We start from the raw sequence: 20,695 nt of genomic DNA, 5'->3' as shown, positions 1-20,695 counted from the left end.
CGATATGGCCGGCCAGCATGACCGCGAACAGGCGGATCGAATGGCTGATCGGTCGCGAGATATAGGAGACGACCTCGATCAGGACGATGATCGGCGCAAGGACGATGGGAACGCCCGACGGCAGGAACAGCCGCAGGAAGCCGAAGCCATGCTTCACGAGGCCATAGATCGTCACCGTGCAGAACACGAGCATGGCAAGCGCGAAGGTCACGGAGATATGGCTCGTCACGGTGAACGCGAACGGCAACATTCCGATCAGATTGGCCAACAGGATGAAGATGAAGAGCGAAAAGACCAGCGGGAAGAAACGCATGCCATGCTCGCCTGCGATGCTTCTGAGCGTGTTCCGTACGAACTCGTAGAGAATTTCGCTGAGGGCCTGGGCACGGCCAGGGACAATCGCGCGGGTGCGGGTCGAGAGCAGCAGAAAGCCGCTGGCGCTGGCGACGATCGCGATCATGAAGGCGGATGAGTTGGTGAAGGCGATCTCCTGCCCAGCGACCTCCCCAAGGCTGAACAGCGTCTTGATTTCGAATTGCTCAATCGGGCCGGCCACGGCGAACCTCTTGCGTCATGTGGGTTGAAACGGGAACGGCCCCGCGATGCGTCGGCAGGCGCCAGGCCGTGCAGGCCAACGCTTCGACTGCGGGCGGGATACGGGACGAATCCGGACGGCGCGCATGGACGTGCCAGCGGGCGAAGCGGTTCGTCAGGTTTTGGGAAGAGGGCAGTTTCTGAGAAGAAGGCCCGGCTCGCTGATCAATCAGCAGCCTGCGGCCATGCCTGGGGCATGTCGGTTCCATTATCTCTCCCGAGACAATGGGGCCGTCCCCAGCGTTACAGATGGCACAGGTCGTCCAGTGCGGGCCGGTCTCTAGAGCGAAGTGAATTTCACGTCAACCGGACGGGCTGGCCTTCACATTGATGACGGTCAGAAAGCCGCCGCGAGCGCTAACCGGTCCGAGCGCTTCCATCGCCGAAAACACCCCGAAGCTGTTCGAATTCGGGGGTAGAGCCGGAATTTGCAGCCTGGCCCGCCAAAGCTTATCGGTTCCGGCGGCCTGATGCCGCATTTCGCGCATCCGGCTGGCACCGCCTGTGGAGACAACGCCTGAGATGGACATTTTCGATCGACTGAAGTCCGCCGCAAAGGCCGACTGGACGAGCTATGTCGACCACGCCTTCGTCCGGCAAATGGCGACTGGCACGCTGCCGCAGGCCGCCTTCCGTACCTATCTGGTGCAGGATTATCTCTTCCTGATCCAGTTCGCCCGCGCCTATGCGCTCGCAATCTACAAGGGCCGCACGCTTTCCGACATGCGGGCGGCCAAGGCCGGCCTGGCAGCCATCCTCGACGTCGAGATGGACCTCCATATCCGGCTCTGCGGCCGTTGGGGGCTGCACCCCACCGAGATCGAAGCAGCACCGGAGCATGCCGCGACGATTGCCTATACCCGGTTCGTGCTGGACTGCGGCGTCTCGGGCGACCTGCTCGACCTGCATGTCGCGCTCGCCCCTTGCGTGATCGGCTATGCCGAAATCGGGCGAAACCTTACTCCCGCGGGCCCAGAACCACTCGGGGACCATCCCTATCGCGACTGGATCGGGGAATATGCCGGCGATGCCTATCAGGAAATCGCGATGGCAGCCCGGCGCCATCTCGACGATCTCGCCGCGCGGGCGATGACGGAACGGCGCTTTGCCGAACTCACGACCCTCTTTGCCAAGGCCTCCCGTCTCGAGGCGGATTTCTGGCAAATGGCGCTGAACGACGGCACCGCATAGCCGGGATCATCCACCGATCCGCCCCGACCACCTGCAGCCGGCCGGCGAGCTCTGCGCGCCCGGTATGCGGCGCAGGCCGGGATCACTCTCGACATGACGGCTGAGACCGGTCGGGTATGGTAGCGTTTCGCAATGATCGGCCCGCGCAATGCCTCCGAGGATCAGCCACGTGTCTCAGACCAATGATGCCTATGTACCGCCGGCCAATGGCGATTGGGAAACCATTCCAGCGGCCGAAGCCGGCTTCGACGCCGCAAGGCTGCAGGCTGCCGTCGACTTCGCCAAGGCGCAGGAGAGCACCTGGCCGCGCAGCTTCTATTATCCCGACGGGCGCTATGTCGGCCTCGTCGAATGGAACGAGTCAGGCACCTGGAGCGAGATCGTCGGCCCGGTCAGGGAGCGCGGCGGTCCGGCCGGCCTGATCCTCCGGGGCGGCCGCCTGGTTGCCGAGTGGGGCGACACGGCCCGCGCCGACATGACCTTCTCCATCGCGAAGAGCTATATCGCCGTGCTGGCGGGGCTTGCCGTCGCCGACGGACTGATTCGCGATGTCGACGAGCCGGTGGCGAAAACCGTCGACGGTCCCTGGTTCGAGGGCGCGCAGAATGCGGCCATCACCTGGCGCCATCTCCTGCAGCAATCGAGCGAATGGCAGGGGGAAATCTTCGGCAAGTCGGACCAGGTCGATCATAACCGGCAGATCGGGCCGGGCGCCGACAACAGCCGCAAGGGCGAGCGGCGCGCCCTCAAGCCACCTGGCAGCCACTACGAGTACAATGACGTACGGGTGAACCTGCTGGCCTATTGCCTGCTGCAGCGCTTCCGCAAGCCGCTGCCCGAGGTCCTGCGCGAGCGCATCATGGAACCGATCGGGGCCTCGCAAGGCTGGGAGTGGCAGGGCTATCGCAATTCCTCGGTCGAGATCGACGGCCGGAGCGTGCAGTCCGTGCCCGGCGGCGGCCATTGGGGCGGCGGCCTCTTCATCAGCGCGCGCGACCACGCCCGGCTGGGCCTGCTCGTAGGGCGCGGTGGCGCCTGGGCTGGCCGTGAGCTGCTATCGCCGGCCTGGATCGACGACATGCTGTCGCCTTCACCCACGCTCGAGAATTACGGCTATCTCTGGTGGCTCAACCGGGGCGCGGCGGCTCGGCCGAATGTTCCCGCCACGGCCGTCTTCGCGCTTGGTGCCGGCGTCAACGCAATTTGGCTCGATCCCACGCAGGATCTCGTCGCGGTGCTGCGCTGGATCGACAAATCCGCCCTCGACGGCTTCGTCGATCGCATGCTCGCAGCGGCCCGCTAGGCGGGTTTGCCGATGGCTGGTCGCCTGACCGGCCCTGTGGACAGCGGGGGGCAGCAGGTCCCGCCTGAGCCCGGCGGAGACCGCTTCAAAGCACGGGCGGCAGTGATTCGCGCCGTCCGCCCTCAAGGGATGGGCGGAGCGCCCCTGCCGCGCATCAGGCGGCATTCGGACATCGCGGCTGCCCTTGCCATTGAGGCACCAAACGCAAAAACCCGGATACCGCTCTTCAAAGCGATATCCGGGTTTTGTGAAATGGTGGGCGCGACAGGGATCGAACCTGTGACCCCTACGATGTCAACGTAGTGCTCTCCCGCTGAGCTACGCGCCCGTCATGCCGTGACGATAATCTGTCCTGGCAGTCGGAACAGGTTCGGCCTTGCGGCGTGTCCCTGTTGCGAGGTTGAGCGGGCTATAGCCGCTCATTTCGCGCCTTGCAAGACGCTTGATTGCAAAAAGCGCTCAGGCTGCGAGCAACTTCTCGACCTCGTTCACCAGCTCGCGCAGATGGAACGGCTTGGACAGCACTTTTGCGTCCTTCGGCGTCTGGGAATCGGGGTTGAGCGCAACTGCAGCGAAACCTGTGATGAACATCACCTTGATGTCGGGATCGAGCTCGGTGGCGCGCCGCGCCAGCTCGATGCCGTCCATCTCCGGCATGACGATGTCGGTCAGCAGCAGTTCGAAGGGCTCTTCACGCAGGCGATTATATGCTGAAAGCCCATTATCGAACGACGCCACGTCGTAGCCCGCATTCTGCAGGGCCTTGACCAGAAAGCGGCGCATGTCGTTGTCGTCTTCAGCGAGAAGTATCTTGGTCATGGGCCTGCTTCGTCCGTCCCGTTCGGCCTATCGATAGAGGCCGCCCACCCCGGACAACCCCTTCTCTGTTTCGTCTCGCCCGATTCGGCATTCCGAGCCAACGCCGCGAAGCGTTATCGCCTGCCCGGAGCGCTTGGAACACTATCGCAGTATAACGCGCCAACATGGTAAACAACGCGTGAACGCGATGTTCGATTCAGCGCCGGATTCGAGATCGCTTCATCCGCCCGGCAATGTGTGCTTCAGTTGTCCCGCATGACCATCTCGTCCGGTAATTTCTCCGCTGAAGCCGCCGACATCGTCGTCGAGATCGAGCGCCCCTTCAGCCTCTATCAGCCGCCGCTCCAGGTCGTGCCGGTGGTGGTCGACGTGCCGCATGCCGGGCGTCGCTACCCTCCCGGCTTCGTGGAGCGAGCACGATTGCCGCTGCGCTCGCTGCGCCGCTCCGAGGATGCCTATGTCGACCGCCTCTTCGCGCAGACGGTCGCCCTTGGCGCGCCGCTGCTTGTCGCCGAATTTCCGCGTGCCTTTCTCGATGTGAACCGCGAGCCCTATGAGCTCGACCCGCGCATGTTCGACGGCCGCCTGCCCGCCTTCGCCAATACCCGCTCGATGCGGGTCGCAGGGGGGCTGGGCACAATTCCACGCATCGTCGGAGACGCGCACGAGATTTATTTTGGCAAGATTCCGGTGGAGGAAGCACTCGCCAGGATCGACGAGCTCTATCGCCCCTACCATGCCGGGCTGCGCAGCCTGGTCCAGCGCACGCAAGGCGCATTCGGCACCTGCATTCTGGTCGACGCCCATTCGATGCCCTCGACCGGACTCGACCGCGACGGGCTCGCCAAGTCGGATGTGATTCTCGGTGACCGCTTCGGCACCAGCGCCGCTGGCTACATCATCGACATCGCCGAGGAAGCCTTTCGTCGGCGCGGGCTCAGCGTCACGCGCAACCGCCCCTATGCCGGCGGCTTCATCACCGAGCATTACGGCGCGCCAGCCTCAGGCGTGCATGCCCTGCAGATCGAGATCAACCGGTCCCTCTACATGAACGAAGCGACCCTGGAGCCGCATACCGGTTTTGCAGAGTTGGAGCAGGCGATCGGCACCACCATGGCGGAGTGCTTCGCGCATTGGAGCGGCTGGCTCGACGATTGGCGCGAAGCTGCGGAATAGCCTGTTTTCTCAGAGGCTTGCGATGACAGTATCGGCGCAGCGCAGAAAAAAGGGCCGCGCACTTTCGTGGCGGCCCAAGTCTAGGGAGGAAACGCCCAAGGAGGGCAAACGAAGGCTTGAGGTGATCGCCCCTTCGCAGTGCACAATATGACTGTGCAGCGCAAAAAAGCAAGCGCCTTTGTCGAAGATCTTATGAGCCATGCGCCGCACGCAATCCAAAACTGCTGATTTTCCGTCAGATTCCTTGTTTTCCGACGACGAGCGCCGCTAGAAGAACCGAGCGAGCAGGCTGGATCCTGCATTTTTGCTGCGCAGCATCGCGCAGCTCCGGAGAGCAAAGATGAGTGCGGTTGATTTCGGCGCCTTCGTCGCGGAACTCGCGACCCAATCCGGCCAGGCGATCCTGCCCTTCTTCCGCGCCAAGCATGCGACCGAGGACAAGTCCTGCGGCGGCGTGTTCGATCCCGTGACCGAGGCCGACCGCGCCGGCGAGAACGTGATGCGCCACCTGATCAAGCGCAATTTCCCCGAGCATGGCGTGCTCGGAGAGGAGTTCGGCACGGAGAACGGTGAGGCCGAATATGTCTGGGTGCTCGACCCGATCGACGGCACCCGTGCCTTCATCTCCGGCATCCCGGTCTGGGGCACGCTGATCGGCCTGACCCGCGAGGGCGTTCCGGTTTACGGCATGATGCACCAACCCTTCACCGGCGAGCGCTATTCCGGCGACGGCCGACAGGCACGCTATGAGGGTCCGGGCGGGCCACGGGTGCTGCGCACGCGCCAGAACGGCGAGCTGGCCACCGCGACGGTAATGACCACCAGCCCAAAACTGTTTCAAGGTGCCGAGCAGGAAGCCTATCTGCGCGTCGAAAGCGCGGTGCGCCTCGCCCGTTACGGCTGCGATTGCTATGCCTATTGCATGCTGGCCTCGGGCCATGTCGATCTCGTCATCGAGAGCGGGCTGAAACCCTATGACATCGTCGCGCTGATCCCGATCGTCGAAGGCGCCGGCGGAATCGTCACCTCATGGGATGGCGGCAGTGCCGCCAAGGGCGGACGCATCATCGCCGCCGCCAACAGGACCCTGCATCAGGCCGCCCTCGCCCTGCTCGCCGGCTGACCCGGGCCCGGCGATCGCTTCGCCGGGAATGAATGCATCGAAGGCCGCCCAGAACTGCGCGCGGACGGCATCCGTTTCCATCAGGATCTCGTGGCGCGCAGTCGGCAATATCAATGCCGAACCGGTCTTCAGCCGCGCCGCGAAGCGCTCGATTGCAGGCGTCGAGACCACCGGGTCGCGCCCGGCTGCGATCACCAGCGTCGGCACCCTGACCTCTAGGGGCGCCGAGGGAGCCGCCAGCCGGTTCATCAACCGGAACGCGGTCCTGACCCAGCCGACAGTCGGATCGCCGATGCTGAGATGGCGCGCCGCCGCTGAAAGCGCGGCGTTCCGGGCATAGCGGACGGGGTCGTTCGTCAGCCGATTGCCTTGGAATGGCTTGGTCGCGATCGCCGTGTCACCGCCGCCAGGCACGAAGGCGCTGCCGAGGCCGAGCCAGTACAGCACGCTTGCGAGATAGCTCGCCGCCCGTGGCCGCTCGACCATGGAGAGGCCGAGCATGGGCGCGAGCGCGACCAGTCGCGAGACCGGCAATGCGTTGCGCCGGGCGGCGTCGAGGCACAGCGCCGCCCCCATCGAATGCGCCAGAACGAAATAGGGAGGCGGCAGCCGGGCCTGCATTTCCGCCATGGCAAGTGCGAGGTCGGTCTCGTAATGCCGCAGACCGCCGACATGCCCCTTGCGTTCACGCGAGACGAAGCGTTGCGAACCGCCCTGGCCGCGCCAGTCGAAGGCGAGAACGTGGAAACCGCGGCGGCGCAGCTCGGCGATCGTCTCGCTGTAGCGTTCGATGAACTCCGCGCGCCCCTGGATGATCACGACAGTACCGCGCACCCGCTTTACTGTCGGGTGCCAGCTCGCGAAGCGGAGCCTGGCCCCGTCGCGCGCCAGGGCAAGCCAGACCTTGCCATGCCCGGGAACCGGGTAGTCGGGGAGGGAAAAAAGCTCGGCCTCGGCCATCAGGCGCTCCGAATCGCGGCGACAGTCCCGGGCGGATGCCCTCGGTTATGCCCGCTCGAGGCAGCTCTTGAAAAGCTGAAATCGCTCCCCAATTCCTGGTTACGCAGGCCGATACCGGCTGCGTGAACCTGAATGGGGCCTGTGCTCAAGACGAGGCAGGCTCGACCAAACGTCGCTTCTTCTGGAGGACATCATGCGTCACTTCGATCTTTCCCCGCTCTATCGCTCGACCGTTGGCTTCGATCGTCTGTTCAACCTGCTCGACCAGGCTACCAGCGCTGAAACCGCGCCGACCTATCCGCCCTACAATATCGAGCGCACTGCCGAGAACGCCTACCGCATCTCCATCGCGGTCGCCGGCTTCTCCGACAGCGACCTTGCCATCGRAAGCAAGGAAAACACCCTGACCGTACGCGGTGAGAAGCAGGTTTCCGAAAGCGCCGAGAAGCGCGAAGTCCTGCATCAGGGCATCGCCGCACGCGCCTTCGAACGCCGCTTCCAGCTCGCCGACTATGTCCAGGTGACCGGCGCGAGCCTCGAGAACGGCCTGCTCCATATCGACCTCGTCCGCGAGATTCCCGAGGCCAAGAAGCCGCGCCAGATCGCCATCGGCGGCAAACCCGCCAAGGTGCTCGAGGCCAAGGTTTCGAAGGCCGCGTAACACGCCCAGCCCAGGGCTGGCAGACAGAGGGCGCCCCCGGTTTCCGGGGGCGCCCTTTTCACGCCTGGAATTGGCGATCGTCTCTCAGTCGAGAGGCGCGACCGGAACGGCAGGCGTCGCCGGGCGCGGTGTGGAGGGCGCCGGATCCTCGATCTGGACCGGTGGCAGCTCGACCGGCGAAGCCTTGATCTCCGGCGATTCAGCCTTCGCAAGCGGCGGCTTGTGCTCGGGAGTCTCCGTTCCGCGAACATCGTCGGGGTTCACCAGCTTCGGCTTCTCCTCGCCGGATGGGGTGGTCGGGCCCGGCGTCGGCGCGACGGGTGTTGCCGGCGTGGACGGAGCCTCGGTTGCTGGCGCACGAGCCTGGGCAGGAGCCTGCTCGACAGGTTTTGCCTGTTCGGCTGGCGGTGTCGGCGCCGCCGGAGACGGGGGCATGACCGTTGCAGGCGCGCTCGCCTCGGCGGGAGGAGCTGGCGCCTTCTCCGGTTCAGGAGCCGGCATCGGTGCGGCCGGGGACGCCGGAACGACTTGGGCAGGCGCGTTCGCCTCAGCCGGAGCCTTGAGCGAATCGGGGCGCTCCGGCGGGAGCGGCAGCAACCGCGGTTGAGCCGGGGCATGCTCACGCGGATCGACGCGCGCGACATCCGGGGGGGGTCCCCTCATTCGTTCAGGAGTCTGCAGGTTCACCCGCCGGACGAGATCGCCGCTGAAACGATCGAAGATCAGCCGTACGCGCCGGCCATTCGCCATGCGCCCATCGACCACAAAATCGGACTCGGTGCGCGTGGTGCGGTCGACCTGGGCGAGCCTGTGCTCGCGGATGGCGATCTCGGCGATGCTCCGTGAAGACAACGKCGCAGGCGGCGGCGGTGCATAACGATAGCCGTAGCCATAGCCATAAGCGCGACGCGGCACATATTCGTAGCCATAGTCGTAATAATACTGCGCGGCGGCTCCACCGGCCGAGCCCGCCAGCGCGCCGGCAACAGCCAGGCCGATCAGCGCGGCGCGCGAGCGCGCGGTCGAAACAGAAGCCATATCTCCATCCTTGTTAACGAACCGAACGGGGACTTCAGTCTTCCTTAGGGATTACGGCACCCATGCGGCGTCAATCAGGGGATATTTCAGCGAGACGGCGCGTTCAGCAGCGATATCAGCTGTTCGACATCCTCGGAGCGCGTCGCAAAGGACATCACGAACCGACCGACAATATCGCCCGATGCAAGCGCTGCATCGTCGGGAAGCGCGGTGTCGGACCAGGCGTGATAGCCGACCCCGGCCGCCTTCAGCCGCTCCTGCGTTGCAGCATCGAGGACGAGAAACGCCGTATTGGCCTCGCAGGGCCAGGCCAACCRCACCGAGCCGCCTCTCGCAACCGCCTCGGACAGCCGGGACGCCATCGCGTTGGCGTGGCGCGCCAGCGCCAGCCAATGGCCGCCGGCCAGGAGGCCCTCGAATTGTGCGCCGATCAGCCGGCCCTTGGAAAGCGTATGACCGGCCCGCTTGCGCCGCCATTTCATTTCAGCAGCCAAGGCCTGATCGAAGAAGACCACGGCCTCGGCCGCCCAGGCGCCATTCTTGGTGCCGCCAAAGGACAGGACGTCGACGCCTGCCTTCCAGGTGATCTCGGCTGGAGAGCAGCCCAGCGTGACCAGCGCATTGGCAAAGCGGGCGCCATCCATATGCAGCTTCAGGCCGCGGGGCTCGGCCGCCTGCTTCAGGGCCCGCACCTCGTCGGGACGATAGACCAACCCGCATTCGGTTGCCTGCGCGATCGAGACCGCCTGCGGCTGCACCTGATGCAGCGCCCCCTCGCGCATCCGCGCCAAGACCTTGGTCACGGACTCAGGCGTGATCTTGTTGCCGGTACCGGGCAGGCCGATGAGCTTGGCGCCGTCGCCGAAGAATTCCGGCGCGCCGCACTCGTCATCGGCGACGTGGCTTTCCTGATGGGTCAGGACCGCGCCCCAGGGGCGCGTCAGGCAGGCCAGCGCCAGCGCGTTCGCAGCCGTGCCGCTGGTCACCAGGAAAACCGAGACCTCGTGCTCGAACAGCTCGGCAAAGAGCCGTTCGACGCGCTGGGTCCAGATATCGGTGCCATAGGCGGCCGCTGCGCCGTCATTGGCGGCCGCGATCGCGGCCATCACCGGGGCGCTCGCACCCGCCGTATTGTCGCTGATGAAGTTCATGAACGAGCGTTAGCGAGGCGGGCGCGCCCTGCCAAGCGCAAGGCCGGAATGACGCCTTGCACGGCGCGACTGAGCCCGGACCGGCCGCCGCCGGTATAAGCCCTTCGGACAAGAAGCGTGCGACCCAACTGTGCCTTTCATCCCGGAAATGTCGCCATCGAAACGCATATCGCAACAATATTTCCAATCCGCCCAAAATTCACGCTTGTGCCGACATTAGAATTCTGGCAAATTCGTCTCAATAGGACAGTGTTACTGTCCCATTTTTCACCGCGCTGACATGAGGCCGCGAGCCTGATGTCGGACGATCGCAACGGAGCGGAGCAATGACGAGGGGCCCGGCCACGACCGCCACAGCCAACCGTAAACGCGCCGCCCGTAAAACGGCGGCGTAAACAGGCGCGACAGGGCTCTGGGAAGCCCGAGGCGCCTGCGGAGGACGCGGGCGCGGGATTAAAACAGCGCAAGCCCCCCTCTGACAGACGAACCTGGCCGGACTGGCTCCATCCTTGCTGCCTTGAAGGCTAGCAGGGGCCGGTGCGGACGGCGATGTAGACTGATGCGGGTCTCTCGGCGGAAGCGCGAGGGGTATGGCAAGCGGGGTTTGACGATGAGCGGAACCAGCAAGTCGGGTGTCTTCAGCAGCAAAGCTGTGACGACCATGACGGCCACCGAGCCGGTCCTGACGGTGCGCGATCCGGCCATGCCCGAGCGCCAGGGCCTCTACGATCCGTCCTTCGAGAAGGATTCCTGCGGCGTCGGCTTCATCGCCGACATGAAGAACCGCAAGACCCATGCGATCGTCGAGCAGGGCCTGCAGATCCTGCACAATATCGACCATCGCGGCGCTGTCGGCGCCGACCCCAAGCTAGGCGATGGTTGCGGTATCCTCACCCAGATTCCGCATCGCTTCTTCCAAGAGGAATGCGCGAAGCTCGGCATCGCCCTGCCCGAGCCCGGCCACTACGCCATCGGCCAGTTCTTCATGCCGCAGGATGCCGGCGACCGCGCCGTCTGCGAGGAGATCGTCGCACAGACGGTCGAGGAGGAAGGCCTGGTCTTCCTCGGCTGGCGCGACGTACCGGTCGATAACAGCGACCTCGGCGAAGCGGTGAAGGAAACCGAGCCGACCCATCGCCAGCTTTTCGTTGGCCGTCCGGTCGAGATCACCGACGAGGATGATTTCGAGCGCAAGGTCTATGTCCTGCGCAAGTCTGTTTCGAATAAGGTCTACAAGCGCCAGGACCGCGCCACCGCGACCTATTACCCGGTCTCGATGTCGGCCCGCACCATCGTCTACAAGGGCATGGTGCTCGTCACGCAGCTCGGCTCCTATTTCAAGGACCTGACCGATCCGCGCTTCGAGAGCGCGATTGCGCTCGTCCACCAGCGCTTCGCCACCAACACGTTCCCGTCCTGGCGCCTTGCCCACCCCTACCGGATGGTGGCGCATAATGGCGAGATCAACACGCTGCGCGGCAACGTCAACTGGATGGCTGCTCGTCAGGCCTCGGTCGATTCCGAGCTGTTTGGCGCGGATATCTCGAAGCTCTGGCCGATTTCCTACGAGGGCCAGTCCGACACCGCCTGCTTCGACAACGCCCTCGAATTCCTGGTCCAGGGCGGCTATTCGCTCGCCCATGCCATGATGATGCTCGTGCCCGAGGCCTGGGCCGRCAACCCGCTCATGGATGAAGAGCGCCGCGCCTTCTACGAATATCACGCCGCCTTGATGGAGCCCTGGGACGGCCCTGCCGCCATCGCCTTCACCGACGGCAAGCAGATCGGCGCGACGCTTGACCGCAACGGCCTGCGGCCCGCGCGCTATCTCGTCACCGATGACGGTCTCGTCGTGCTCGCTTCGGAATATGGCGTGCTGCCGATCCCGGAAGAGAAGATCGTCCAGAAGTGGCGTCTCCAGCCCGGCAAGATGCTGCTCATCGATCTCGATCAAGGCCGCATCATCGGCGATGACGAGATCAAGACCTCGCTCTGCCTCGCCAATCCCTACAAGGACTGGCTGAAGCGGACCCAGATCGTGCTGGAGGAGCTGCCGCCGGTCGAGGCGCGCGCCTCGCGCACCGATGTCGCCCTGCTCGATCGTCAGCAGGCCTTCGGGTACACCCAGGAAGACACCAAGATCCTGATGGCGCCCATGGCCGTGACCGGCCAGGAGGCCGTCGGCTCGATGGGCACCGACACGCCGATCTCGGCGCTCTCCTCGAAGTCGAAGCTGCTCTACACCTATTTCAAGCAGAACTTCGCACAGGTCACGAACCCGCCGATCGACCCGATCCGCGAAGAGCTGGTGATGAGCCTGCTCTCCTTCATCGGGCCGCGGCCGAACATCCTCGACCTGGAGGGCACCTCGCGCCGCAAGCGCCTTGAAGTGCGCCAGCCGATCCTGACCAATGACGATCTCGAGAAGATCCGTTGCATCGGTCACTACGAGGACCGCTTCGACACCAAGACGATCGACATCACCTATCCCGCGCGCGAAGGCGCAGCCGGCATGGAAGGCGCTATCGCACGGCTCTGCGAACGGGCCGAGGCGGCCGTGCATGGCGGCTACAACATCATCATCCTCTCCGACCGGCAGGTGGGGCCGGACCGCATTCCGATCCCGGCTCTGCTGGCGACGGCCGCTGTCCATCACCACCTGATCCGCAAGGGCCTGCGCACCTCGGTCGGTCTCGTTGTGGAATCCGGCGAGCCGCGCGAAATTCATCACTTCGCCTGTCTTGCCGGCTTCGGCGCCGAGGCGATCAACCCCTATCTCGCCTTCGAAACGCTCGAGGCGCTCTACGAGGCCGGCGAGTTCCCGCCGGAGGTCGACCGCTACGAGGTCGTCAAGCGCTTCATCAAGTCTGTCGGCAAGGGCCTGCTCAAGGTCATGTCCAAGATGGGCATCTCGACCTATCAGTCCTATTGCGGCGCGCAGATCTTCGACGCGATCGGCCTGAAGACCGAGACGATCAACAAGTACTTTGCCGGCACCGTGTCCTCGATCGAGGGCGTCGGCCTGCCGGAGCTCGCGGAAGAAACCGTGCGCCGGCATCGCGATGCTTTCGGCGACTCGCCGGTCTATCGCGATGCGCTCGATATCGGCGGCGAATACGCCTTCCGTATCCGCGGCGAGGACCATGCCTGGACGCCGGAGAACATCTCGCTGCTCCAGCATGCCGTCCGCGGCAATGCGCAGGACAAGTACAAGGCCTATGCCGAGCTGGTGAACGACCAGAGCCAGCGTTTCTCGACGATCCGTGGGCTGTTTCAGATCAAGGATGCCGACGCGCTCGGCACCAAGCCGATCCCGCTCGATCAGGTCGAGTCGGCGGCCTCGATCGTGCGCCGTTTCTCGACCGGCGCCATGTCCTTCGGTTCGATCAGCCATGAGGCGCATTCGACGCTCGCCATCGCCATGAACACGATCGGCGGCAAGTCGAACACCGGCGAAGGCGGCGAGGAGCCAGAGCGCTTCGTCAAGCTGCCCGACGGCCGCTCGATGCGCTCGGCGATCAAGCAGGTCGCCTCCGGCCGCTTCGGCGTCACGGTCGAATACCTCGCCAATTCCGACATGATGCAGATCAAGATCTCGCAGGGCGCCAAGCCCGGCGAGGGCGGCCAGCTGCCCGGCCACAAGGTCGACGCGCGCATCGCCAAGGTCCGGCATTCGACCCCGGGCGTCGGCCTGATCTCGCCGCCGCCGCATCACGACATCTACTCGATCGAGGATCTGGCCCAGCTGATCTTCGACCTGAAGAACGTCAACCCGGCGGCCGATGTCTCGGTCAAGCTCGTCTCGGAGCTCGGCGTCGGCACGGTTGCGGCCGGCGTCGCCAAGGCACGCGCCGACCACATCACCATATCGGGCTATGAGGGCGGCACCGGCGCATCGCCGCTGACCTCGATCAAGCATGCCGGATCACCCTGGGAGATCGGCCTCGCCGAGACCCATCAGGTCCTGGTGCTGAACAAGCTGCGCGGGCGTATCGCGCTGCAAGTCGATGGCGGCCTTCGCACCGGCCGCGACATCGTCATCGGTGCCCTGCTCGGCGCCGACGAGTTCGGCTTTGCCACCGCTCCGCTGATTGCGGCCGGCTGCATCATGATGCGCAAGTGCCACCTCAACACCTGCCCGGTCGGCGTCGCGACCCAGGATCCGGTGCTGCGCAAGCGCTTCAAGGGCGCGCCCGAGCACGTCATCAACTTCTTCTTCTTCCTCGCCGAGGACGTGCGCGAGATCATGGCGAGCCTCGGCGTCGCCAGGTTCGACGATCTCGTCGGCCGCTCCGACTGGCTCGACAAGAAGCAGGCGATCGACCACTGGAAGGCAAAGGGACTCGACTTCACCCGGATTTTCCACAAGCCGGAGGTGAAGGGCGAAGTCGCCATCCGCCATGTCGAGCGCCAGAAGCACCCGATCGACACCGTGCTCGACCGGACGCTGCTCGCCGAGGCTGCATCCGCCCTCGACAAGGGCGAGGCTGTGGTCATCACGAGCCCGATCCGCAACGTCGACCGCTCGACCGGTGCGATGCTCTCGGGCGAAGTCGCCAAGCGCTACGGCTATGCCGGCCTGCCGGCGGACACGATCACGGTGAAGCTCACCGGCACGGCCGGCCAGAGCTTTGGCGCCTGGGTCGCCAATGGCGTCACACTCGATCTCACGGGCCAGGCCAATGACTATGTCGGCAAGGGTCTCTCAGGCGGCAAGCTGATCATCCGGCCGTCGCCGGATGCGCAAACCATCGCCGAGAATTCGATCATCGTCGGCAACACCGTGCTCTACGGCGCAATCTCGGGCGAATGCTACTTCCGCGGCGTCGCCGGCGAGCGCTTCGCCGTGCGCAATTCCGGCGCGATCGCCGTGGTCGAGGGCACCGGCGATCATGGCTGCGAATACATGACCGGCGGCGTCGTCGTCGTGCTCGGCCAGACCGGCCGCAACTTCGCGGCCGGCATGTCCGGCGGTGTCGCCTATGTGCTCGACGAGGACAAGAGCTTCGCCAAGCGCTGCAACCTCTCCATGGTCGATCTCGAGCCGGTCACCGAGGAGGAGGAGCTGATGCAGCGCATCCACCACCATGGCGGCGACCTCGAGTTCAAGGGCCGGATCGACGTGATGGCCAACATGTCCGGATACGACGCCGAGCGCCTGCACCAGCTCGTCGCCGATCATCACCGCTACACGGGCTCGCAGCGGGCCAAGGACATTCTCGAGAACTGGACGGAATACCTGCCCAAATTCGTCAAGGTCATGCCGGTCGAATACCGGCGTGCCCTCCTCGAAATCGAGCGGGCGCAAGCCGGCATGTCGGTCGCGGCCGAGTAACCCAATCAGGCGGATGTGAGACGATGGGCAAGGTAACCGGCTTCCTCGAGATCGACCGTCGCGACCGGAAGTACCTTCCGGCTTCGGACCGGATCAGGAACTACAAGGAATTCGTCATTCCGCTCGGCGCGGAGGCAACCCGCGACCAGGCGGCGCGCTGCATGAATTGCGGCATCCCGTATTGTCACAACGGCTGTCCGGTCAACAACCAGATCCCGGACTGGAACGACCTCGTCTACAACGACAAGTGGCGCGAGGCGCTGGACAACCTGCACTCGACCAACAACTTCCCGGAGTTCACCGGCCGCGTCTGCCCTGCCCCCTGCGAGGCGTCCTGCACGCTGAATCTCGAGGACACGCCGGTCACCATCAAATCGATCGAATGTGCGATCGTCGACAAGGGCTGGCAGGAGGGCTGGATCATCCCCCAACTGCCGCGTGCCAAGACCGGCAGGAAGATCGCCATCATCGGCTCCGGTCCGGCGGGCCTCGCTGCGGCCCAGCAGCTCGCCCGTGTCGGCCACGAGGTGCATCTCTATGAGCGCCAGGCGCGCGCCGGCGGCCTGCTGCGCTACGGCATTCCGGACTTCAAGATGGAGAAGTCCCATGTCGAGCGCCGTGTCCGCCAGATGGAGGCCGAAGGCGTCGTCTTCCACTACAATGCCAATGTCGGCGTCGATATCGACCCGGCCGAGTTGCTGGCGCGCTATGACGCCGTCGGCCTGACCGGTGGCGCCGAGAAGCCGCGTGATCTGCCGATCGAGGGTCGCGAGCTCGCTGGCATCCAGTTCGCCATGGATTTTCTGCCGCAGCAGAACCGTCGCGTCGGCGGCGAGGCAGCCAACGGCAATGGTGCCGAGATCCTGGCGACGGGCAAGCATGTCGTGGTCATCGGCGGCGGCGATACCGGGTCTGACTGCATCGGCACCTCGGTGCGCCAGGGTGCGCTCTCGGTGACTCAGATCGAGATCATGCCGCAGCCGCCGGAGAAGGAAAACAAGGCGYTGACCTGGCCGAACTGGCCGCTCAAGCTCCGAACCTCCTCCAGTCACGAGGAGGGGGCCGAGCGCGACTTCGCCATCACCACGCTGAAGTTCACCGGCGAGAATGGCCAGGTCCGCCGGCTGAACTGCGCCCGCGTCGACAATGCGCTGAAGCCGATCCCGGGCACCGAGTTCGACCTCAGGGCCGATCTCGTCCTGCTCGCCATGGGCTTCGTCTCGCCGGTCCGTGAAGGCTTGATCGAGAAGCTCGGCGTCACGCTCGACAAGCGCGGCAATGTCGAGGCGAACACGCTCGCCTACAAGACTTCGGTCGAGAAGGTGTTTGTCGCCGGCGACATGCGCCGCGGCCAGTCGCTGGTCGTCTGGGCGATCCGCGAAGGTCGCCAGATGGCCCATTCCATCGACAAGCACCTGATGGGCGAGACCATCCTGCCGCGATAGGGAGATCCCTTCTCCCGCTCGGGGAGGACATGTCGCAGCCGGCGGCGCATGAGGGGAGCAGGTGGCCCGAGTTGCCCCTTGCCCGTCTCGGCGCTGCGGGGCTCCCCTTCTCCCGAAGGGAAGCGGGATATTCGTGTCGGTTCCGGTCAGTTCCGGCGCGGCCAGCGGTAATCGTCGATGCGACCCGGCTTCGGTTCGCTCGCGACCCCCTCGCCGAACACGCGGTCGAGCTGGGTGGCGAGGTCGCCCCGTCCTCTCGCCTCCTGGATCGAGGCGAGCAGCGCCCGGTCCCCATTGGACGACACCCCTGTCAGCGGCATGATCGGACCTGCGAGCGGCTTTGCCTGCAGCAAGGGGCCAAGGCCGCCGAGGTCGGGCAATCCCTGGACCATACGGTCGATCAGGCGTTCGATGCCGCCGGCCTGCAGTTCCGGATTGCTTGGAGCCCCGGTCTCGGGCGCGACCGGAAGCGCGATCACGCCTTGTTCCGGACGCCCCTCGATCAGACGGCGGATCACCACATCGATGAAGTGAGCGGCCTTGCGTGCCCCCGCCTTGGTGAAATGAATGCCATCGGCGGTGCGCAATCGCGTCGTCTGCCCGGATACATCGGGCCCCATCGCCCTATAGCGGTTCTCGGCATCGACATAACCGCCCCAGAGATCGATGTACTGGCCGCCGGCCCGCTCGACACGCTGCCGATAGACGTCGTTGAGAATGACATAGTCGGCGGTAAGGCGTGAATTCTGGACGGGCGGGAGACCGACCCAGAGCAAGGGAATGCGTTTCGCCGCAAAAKCCCCGGCGATGCCGTCGACCCGATCCCRATAGAGTTCCAGCCAACGCTCGCTCAGCGGCTCATGAAGGGTCTCGCCTTCACGGATCGCTTGCCGATCATTGAGCCCGAGCAGCATCACGGCGACGGTGATCTTCTGGTCGCTCGCYAGCAGATCGGTGACCGCCTTGGGCCAATCGTAGAAATCGGCGCGGACAAGACCGGATTCGAGTTTCGTCTTGCGCATCACCGCGACGTCGGGACGATCATTCAAGGCCTCGACGAGCCCGCCGACCACGAGATCGCCAAGCGAATCCCCCAGCACGACGATATGGTGGCTGACATCGACCTTGGGGATGACCGGATCGTCGCGTACGACCACCGGCGACGTCCTGCGTGCCTGGGCTGGCGCCACGCGCTGGCGCTGTGGCGCGGGCTGGGGCTGCGGCTGAAGTCGGCTGAAGGGAAAAACGAACCCGCGGCCACGCTGCAGCGTGGGATCACGCGTCAGCATCGTGTCGTTCTCGGCAAAGGAGGACGGCCCGCCGGTCAGCAGCAGGAGCAGGGCAGCCCCCAGAACCATCAGAAGTGAACGCAAACGCATGGCGCTCTCGGTCCTACGCCGGCCGACGGAGTTCGCCGGCATCATACCGCGGTCGGAGGCTGGAGTCAGCGCGCCCCACGCATGCGCGCGAGAAGCGCCGGCGTCGGGTAGCCATCGGCGATCTGGCCAGCGCTCAGCTGGTATTGGCGCACCGCCTCGCGTGTGCCGGTGCCGATGCGCCCGTCGGCATCATGATCATAGAAGCCAAGCACCTTCAGCCGCCGCTGCAGATCCTTGGTTCCTGCCATGTCCAGCCGCGGCGCCGAGACCGGCCATTCAGCCTGGATTGCCGGACGCCCTGCGATCCGGTCGCCGAGATGGCCGACCGCAAGCGCATAGGCGTCAGAGGAGTTGTATTTCTTGATGACGTCGAAATTCGCGGTCAGCAGCATGACGGGGCCGCGATAGCCGGCAGGAAAGAACAGCCGCGCCTCACCCGAGGATGGCAGCGCCCGCCCATCGGCCCGCCGCACCCCTGCCGCGTTGAAGGCAGAGAAACTTGCCTTGTTGATGCGGTGATCGAAATTCTCCGGGAGCCTCACTTCCATGCCCCAAGGCAGGCCCGGCACCCAGCCGTAGCCCTTGAGGTAGTTGGCGGTCGAGGCCAGTGCGTCGCTGGTCGAAGCCCAGATATCGGCATGCCCGTCTCCGGTGAAGTCGACGGCGTATTTCATGTAGCTCGACGGCATGAACTGGGTGTGCCMCATCGCTCCCGCCCAGGAGCCGCGCAGCTCGCTGCGCTCGACATAGCCCYTTTCGATCAGCTCGAGCGCCGTCAGCAGTTCATCGCGGAAGAAGTCGCCGCGATAGCGGATATGGGCGAGCGTCGCGAGCGAGCGGATCGTGTCCTTGTCGCCCTTGAACGAACCGTAATTGGTTTCCATGCCCCAGACGCCGAGCACGACCTCCTTGGGCACGCCATAGCGGGCTTCGACCTGGGCGAGCGTATTTGCATTGTCGGCGGCAGCGTCACGCCCGCGTGCGACGCGCGTGCCACCGACAGCGTTGTTGAGATAGGTCCAGATCGGCGCCGAAAACTCCGATTGCTTCTTCGTCAGCGCGACGATCGAGGCATCCGGCGTCACCCCGCGAAAGGCCAGATCGAAGGTCTTGCGCGAGATGCCGCGCGCCTGCGCCTGCGGCCAGAGCCGCTGCAGGAAGGCATCGAAGGACGCCTGGCCCTGCCCGGCGGTCGCAGCATTCGTGCTGTGCGAGCGCGCCGAGGCGTTGATCGAGCCTGTCGTCTGAGCCAGCGCCGGGACGAGGCTGGCTGTGGCCACGGCGAGGACGAGGGACAGGCGGCGCATGGGCAAAAACCTTGCTAGGACAGGCTGGGCGTAAACGACTTCAGCAACAGCGCCCGAACAAGATTAACCATGGGTTAACGTAGCGCAATCACCGCGCGTTTCGGGTCCGCAGAACCTCTTCCCAGGCCAGGGCTTGCGTCACGATCTGCGTCAGATCGTCATGTTCGGGCTGCCACCCGAGTTCGGCGCGGATGCGGTCGGCCTTGGCAACCAGGGACGCCGGATCGCCGGCCCGGCGCGGCGAGAGCTTGACCGGGAAATCCGTCCCCGACACCTGCTTCACCACCTCGACCACCTCCTTCACCGAATAGCCACGACCATAGCCGCAGTTCAGTGTCAGGCTGGCGCCATCATCGCGCAAATGATCGAGCGCCGCCAGATGCGCCCGCGCCAGATCGGTGACGTGGATATAGTCGCGCACGCAGGTGCCATCCGGCGTCGGATAGTCCGTGCCGAAGATCTCGAGCCCGGCGCGCTGGCCGAGCGCCGCCTGGCTCGCGACCTTGATCAGATGGGTGGCGTTCGCCGCGGACTGCCCGGAACGGCCGCGCGGATCGGCCCCGGCCACGTTGAAATAGCGCAGTGCCACATAGGTCAGGCCGTGGGCACGCGCGACATCGCCGAGCATCCACTCGCTCATCAGCTTCGAGCGGCCATAGGGGTTGATCGGCGCAAGTCCGATCTCCTCGGGCACGGGGCTGACGGCCGGCTCACCATAGACTGCTGCCGTCGAGGAGAAGATCACGTGCTTGACGCCACCGCGCACCGCGCTCTCGAGCAGGGCGCGCGTCTTCACGGTGTTATTGAGATAGTAACCAAGCGGATCGGAAACCGAATCGGGCACCACGATCTTGGCTGCGAAATGCGCAATCTCGGTGATGCCATGCTCGGCGATGACGCGCTCGACCAGAGCCTGATCGCCCATATCGCCTTGTACGAATGTCGCTTCCGGGGGCACGGCCCACCAGAAGCCGGTCGAGAGATCGTCGAGCACGACGACCTTTTCGCCGCGATCGAGCAGCTCCAGCACCATATGGCTGCCGATATAGCCGGCGCCGCCCGAGACCAGAATCGTCATGTATCGTCTCCGATTGTCATCGCTCTGGCATAGGCCTTAAGCAAAAAGGATTGACGACGCATCAAGCGACGATTGGTATCAGGAACAGGCTGGCCCGCCTTTCGCCAGAATTGCGCGACAGCCTTGGCAACAGCT

15 protein-coding genes and 1 tRNA gene are annotated in these 20,695 nt (G+C 65.0%); 7 read left to right on the top strand and 9 right to left on the bottom strand.

Annotation, left to right across the window (positions count from 1 at the left end):
- The coding region (locus AC1DRP_RS07795) for a F0F1 ATP synthase subunit A (RefSeq protein ID WP_476768239.1) at positions 1-556 on the bottom strand (556 nt) is incomplete at its 3' end.
- Between the two features lie 560 nt (positions 557-1,116).
- Between AC1DRP_RS07795 and tenA the strand changes: the two genes are divergently transcribed.
- Entirely contained in the window at positions 1,117-1,785 is a 669-nt protein-coding gene (gene tenA, locus AC1DRP_RS07790) for a thiaminase II (protein WP_441504342.1), read from the top strand.
- 169 nt (positions 1,786-1,954) lie between these two features.
- Positions 1,955-3,088 carry a serine hydrolase domain-containing protein gene (locus tag AC1DRP_RS07785; protein WP_441504341.1) on the top strand — a complete coding sequence of 378 codons (1,134 nt, stop codon included), beginning with the start codon at positions 1,955-1,957 and terminating at the stop codon, positions 3,086-3,088.
- A gap of 253 nt (positions 3,089-3,341) precedes the next feature.
- Here the strand turns inward: AC1DRP_RS07785 and AC1DRP_RS07780 are convergent.
- Both AC1DRP_RS07780 and cpdR read right to left on the bottom strand, forming a co-directional pair.
- Positions 3,342-3,416: transfer RNA gene (locus AC1DRP_RS07780), tRNA-Val, on the bottom strand.
- Positions 3,417-3,547: 131 nt separating this feature from the next.
- Positions 3,548-3,907, bottom strand: a complete 360-nt coding sequence (cpdR, locus tag AC1DRP_RS07775) for a cell cycle two-component system response regulator CpdR (protein ID WP_038363805.1) — start codon at positions 3,905-3,907, stop codon at positions 3,548-3,550.
- A 255-nt stretch (positions 3,908-4,162) separates the two neighbouring features.
- Between cpdR and AC1DRP_RS07770 the strand changes: the two genes are divergently transcribed.
- On the top strand, positions 4,163-5,083 hold the full coding sequence (locus AC1DRP_RS07770; RefSeq protein WP_441504340.1) for an N-formylglutamate amidohydrolase: 921 nt from the start codon (positions 4,163-4,165) through the stop codon (positions 5,081-5,083).
- 340 nt (positions 5,084-5,423) lie between these two features.
- Positions 5,424-6,206 (top strand): histidinol-phosphatase, encoded by a 783-nt coding sequence (gene hisN / locus AC1DRP_RS07765; RefSeq protein WP_069879102.1) that lies wholly within the window; start codon positions 5,424-5,426, stop codon positions 6,204-6,206.
- On the opposite strand, the gene AC1DRP_RS07760 is transcribed toward hisN, so the two are convergent.
- Positions 6,111-7,166: an alpha/beta hydrolase gene (locus tag AC1DRP_RS07760; protein WP_441504339.1), complete on the bottom strand. Its 1,056-nt coding sequence runs from the start codon at positions 7,164-7,166 to the stop codon at positions 6,111-6,113. The two genes, hisN and AC1DRP_RS07760, sit on opposite strands and share 96 nt — an antisense overlap.
- Before the next feature lie 193 nt (positions 7,167-7,359).
- Between AC1DRP_RS07760 and AC1DRP_RS07755 the strand changes: the two genes are divergently transcribed.
- The gene (locus AC1DRP_RS07755; RefSeq protein WP_476768238.1) at positions 7,360-7,827 is read left to right on the top strand and encodes an Hsp20 family protein; all 468 of its coding nucleotides are present in this window, start codon (positions 7,360-7,362) and stop codon (positions 7,825-7,827) included.
- A gap of 84 nt (positions 7,828-7,911) precedes the next feature.
- Here AC1DRP_RS07755 and AC1DRP_RS07750 read toward each other — a convergent pair whose 3' ends face one another.
- Positions 7,912-8,865, bottom strand: a complete 954-nt coding sequence (locus tag AC1DRP_RS07750; protein WP_476768237.1) for a hypothetical protein — start codon at positions 8,863-8,865, stop codon at positions 7,912-7,914.
- Between the two features lie 86 nt (positions 8,866-8,951).
- Positions 8,952-10,016, bottom strand: a complete 1,065-nt coding sequence (locus AC1DRP_RS07745; RefSeq protein WP_476768236.1) for a threonine aldolase family protein — start codon at positions 10,014-10,016, stop codon at positions 8,952-8,954.
- Positions 10,017-10,677: 661 nt separating this feature from the next.
- Here AC1DRP_RS07745 and gltB point away from each other — a divergent pair.
- Together gltB and AC1DRP_RS07735 are read left to right on the top strand one after the other, a co-directional pair.
- Positions 10,678-15,351: a glutamate synthase large subunit gene (gene gltB, locus AC1DRP_RS07740; protein ID WP_476768241.1), complete on the top strand. Its 4,674-nt coding sequence runs from the start codon at positions 10,678-10,680 to the stop codon at positions 15,349-15,351.
- Between the two features lie 23 nt (positions 15,352-15,374).
- Positions 15,375-16,796 carry a glutamate synthase subunit beta gene (locus AC1DRP_RS07735; RefSeq protein WP_069879097.1) on the top strand — a complete coding sequence of 474 codons (1,422 nt, stop codon included), beginning with the start codon at positions 15,375-15,377 and terminating at the stop codon, positions 16,794-16,796.
- Between the two features lie 146 nt (positions 16,797-16,942).
- Here AC1DRP_RS07735 and AC1DRP_RS07730 read toward each other — a convergent pair whose 3' ends face one another.
- The 3 genes from AC1DRP_RS07730 to galE form a co-directional block, all read right to left on the bottom strand.
- Positions 16,943-18,175: an SGNH/GDSL hydrolase family protein gene (locus AC1DRP_RS07730; RefSeq protein ID WP_476768235.1), complete on the bottom strand. Its 1,233-nt coding sequence runs from the start codon at positions 18,173-18,175 to the stop codon at positions 16,943-16,945.
- A gap of 65 nt (positions 18,176-18,240) precedes the next feature.
- Positions 18,241-19,482, bottom strand: a complete 1,242-nt coding sequence (locus AC1DRP_RS07725) for a lytic murein transglycosylase (RefSeq protein WP_476768234.1) — start codon at positions 19,480-19,482, stop codon at positions 18,241-18,243.
- Positions 19,483-19,570: 88 nt separating this feature from the next.
- On the bottom strand, positions 19,571-20,560 hold the full coding sequence (gene galE / locus AC1DRP_RS07720) for a UDP-glucose 4-epimerase GalE (RefSeq protein ID WP_441487908.1): 990 nt from the start codon (positions 20,558-20,560) through the stop codon (positions 19,571-19,573).
- Positions 20,561-20,695 lie beyond the last annotated feature (135 nt).

It is taken from the genome of Allobosea sp. 01N443 (assembly GCF_056399325.1).
Note: the sequence above shows the minus strand (reverse complement) of the source record. Positions and strands in the feature narration are given on the sequence as shown.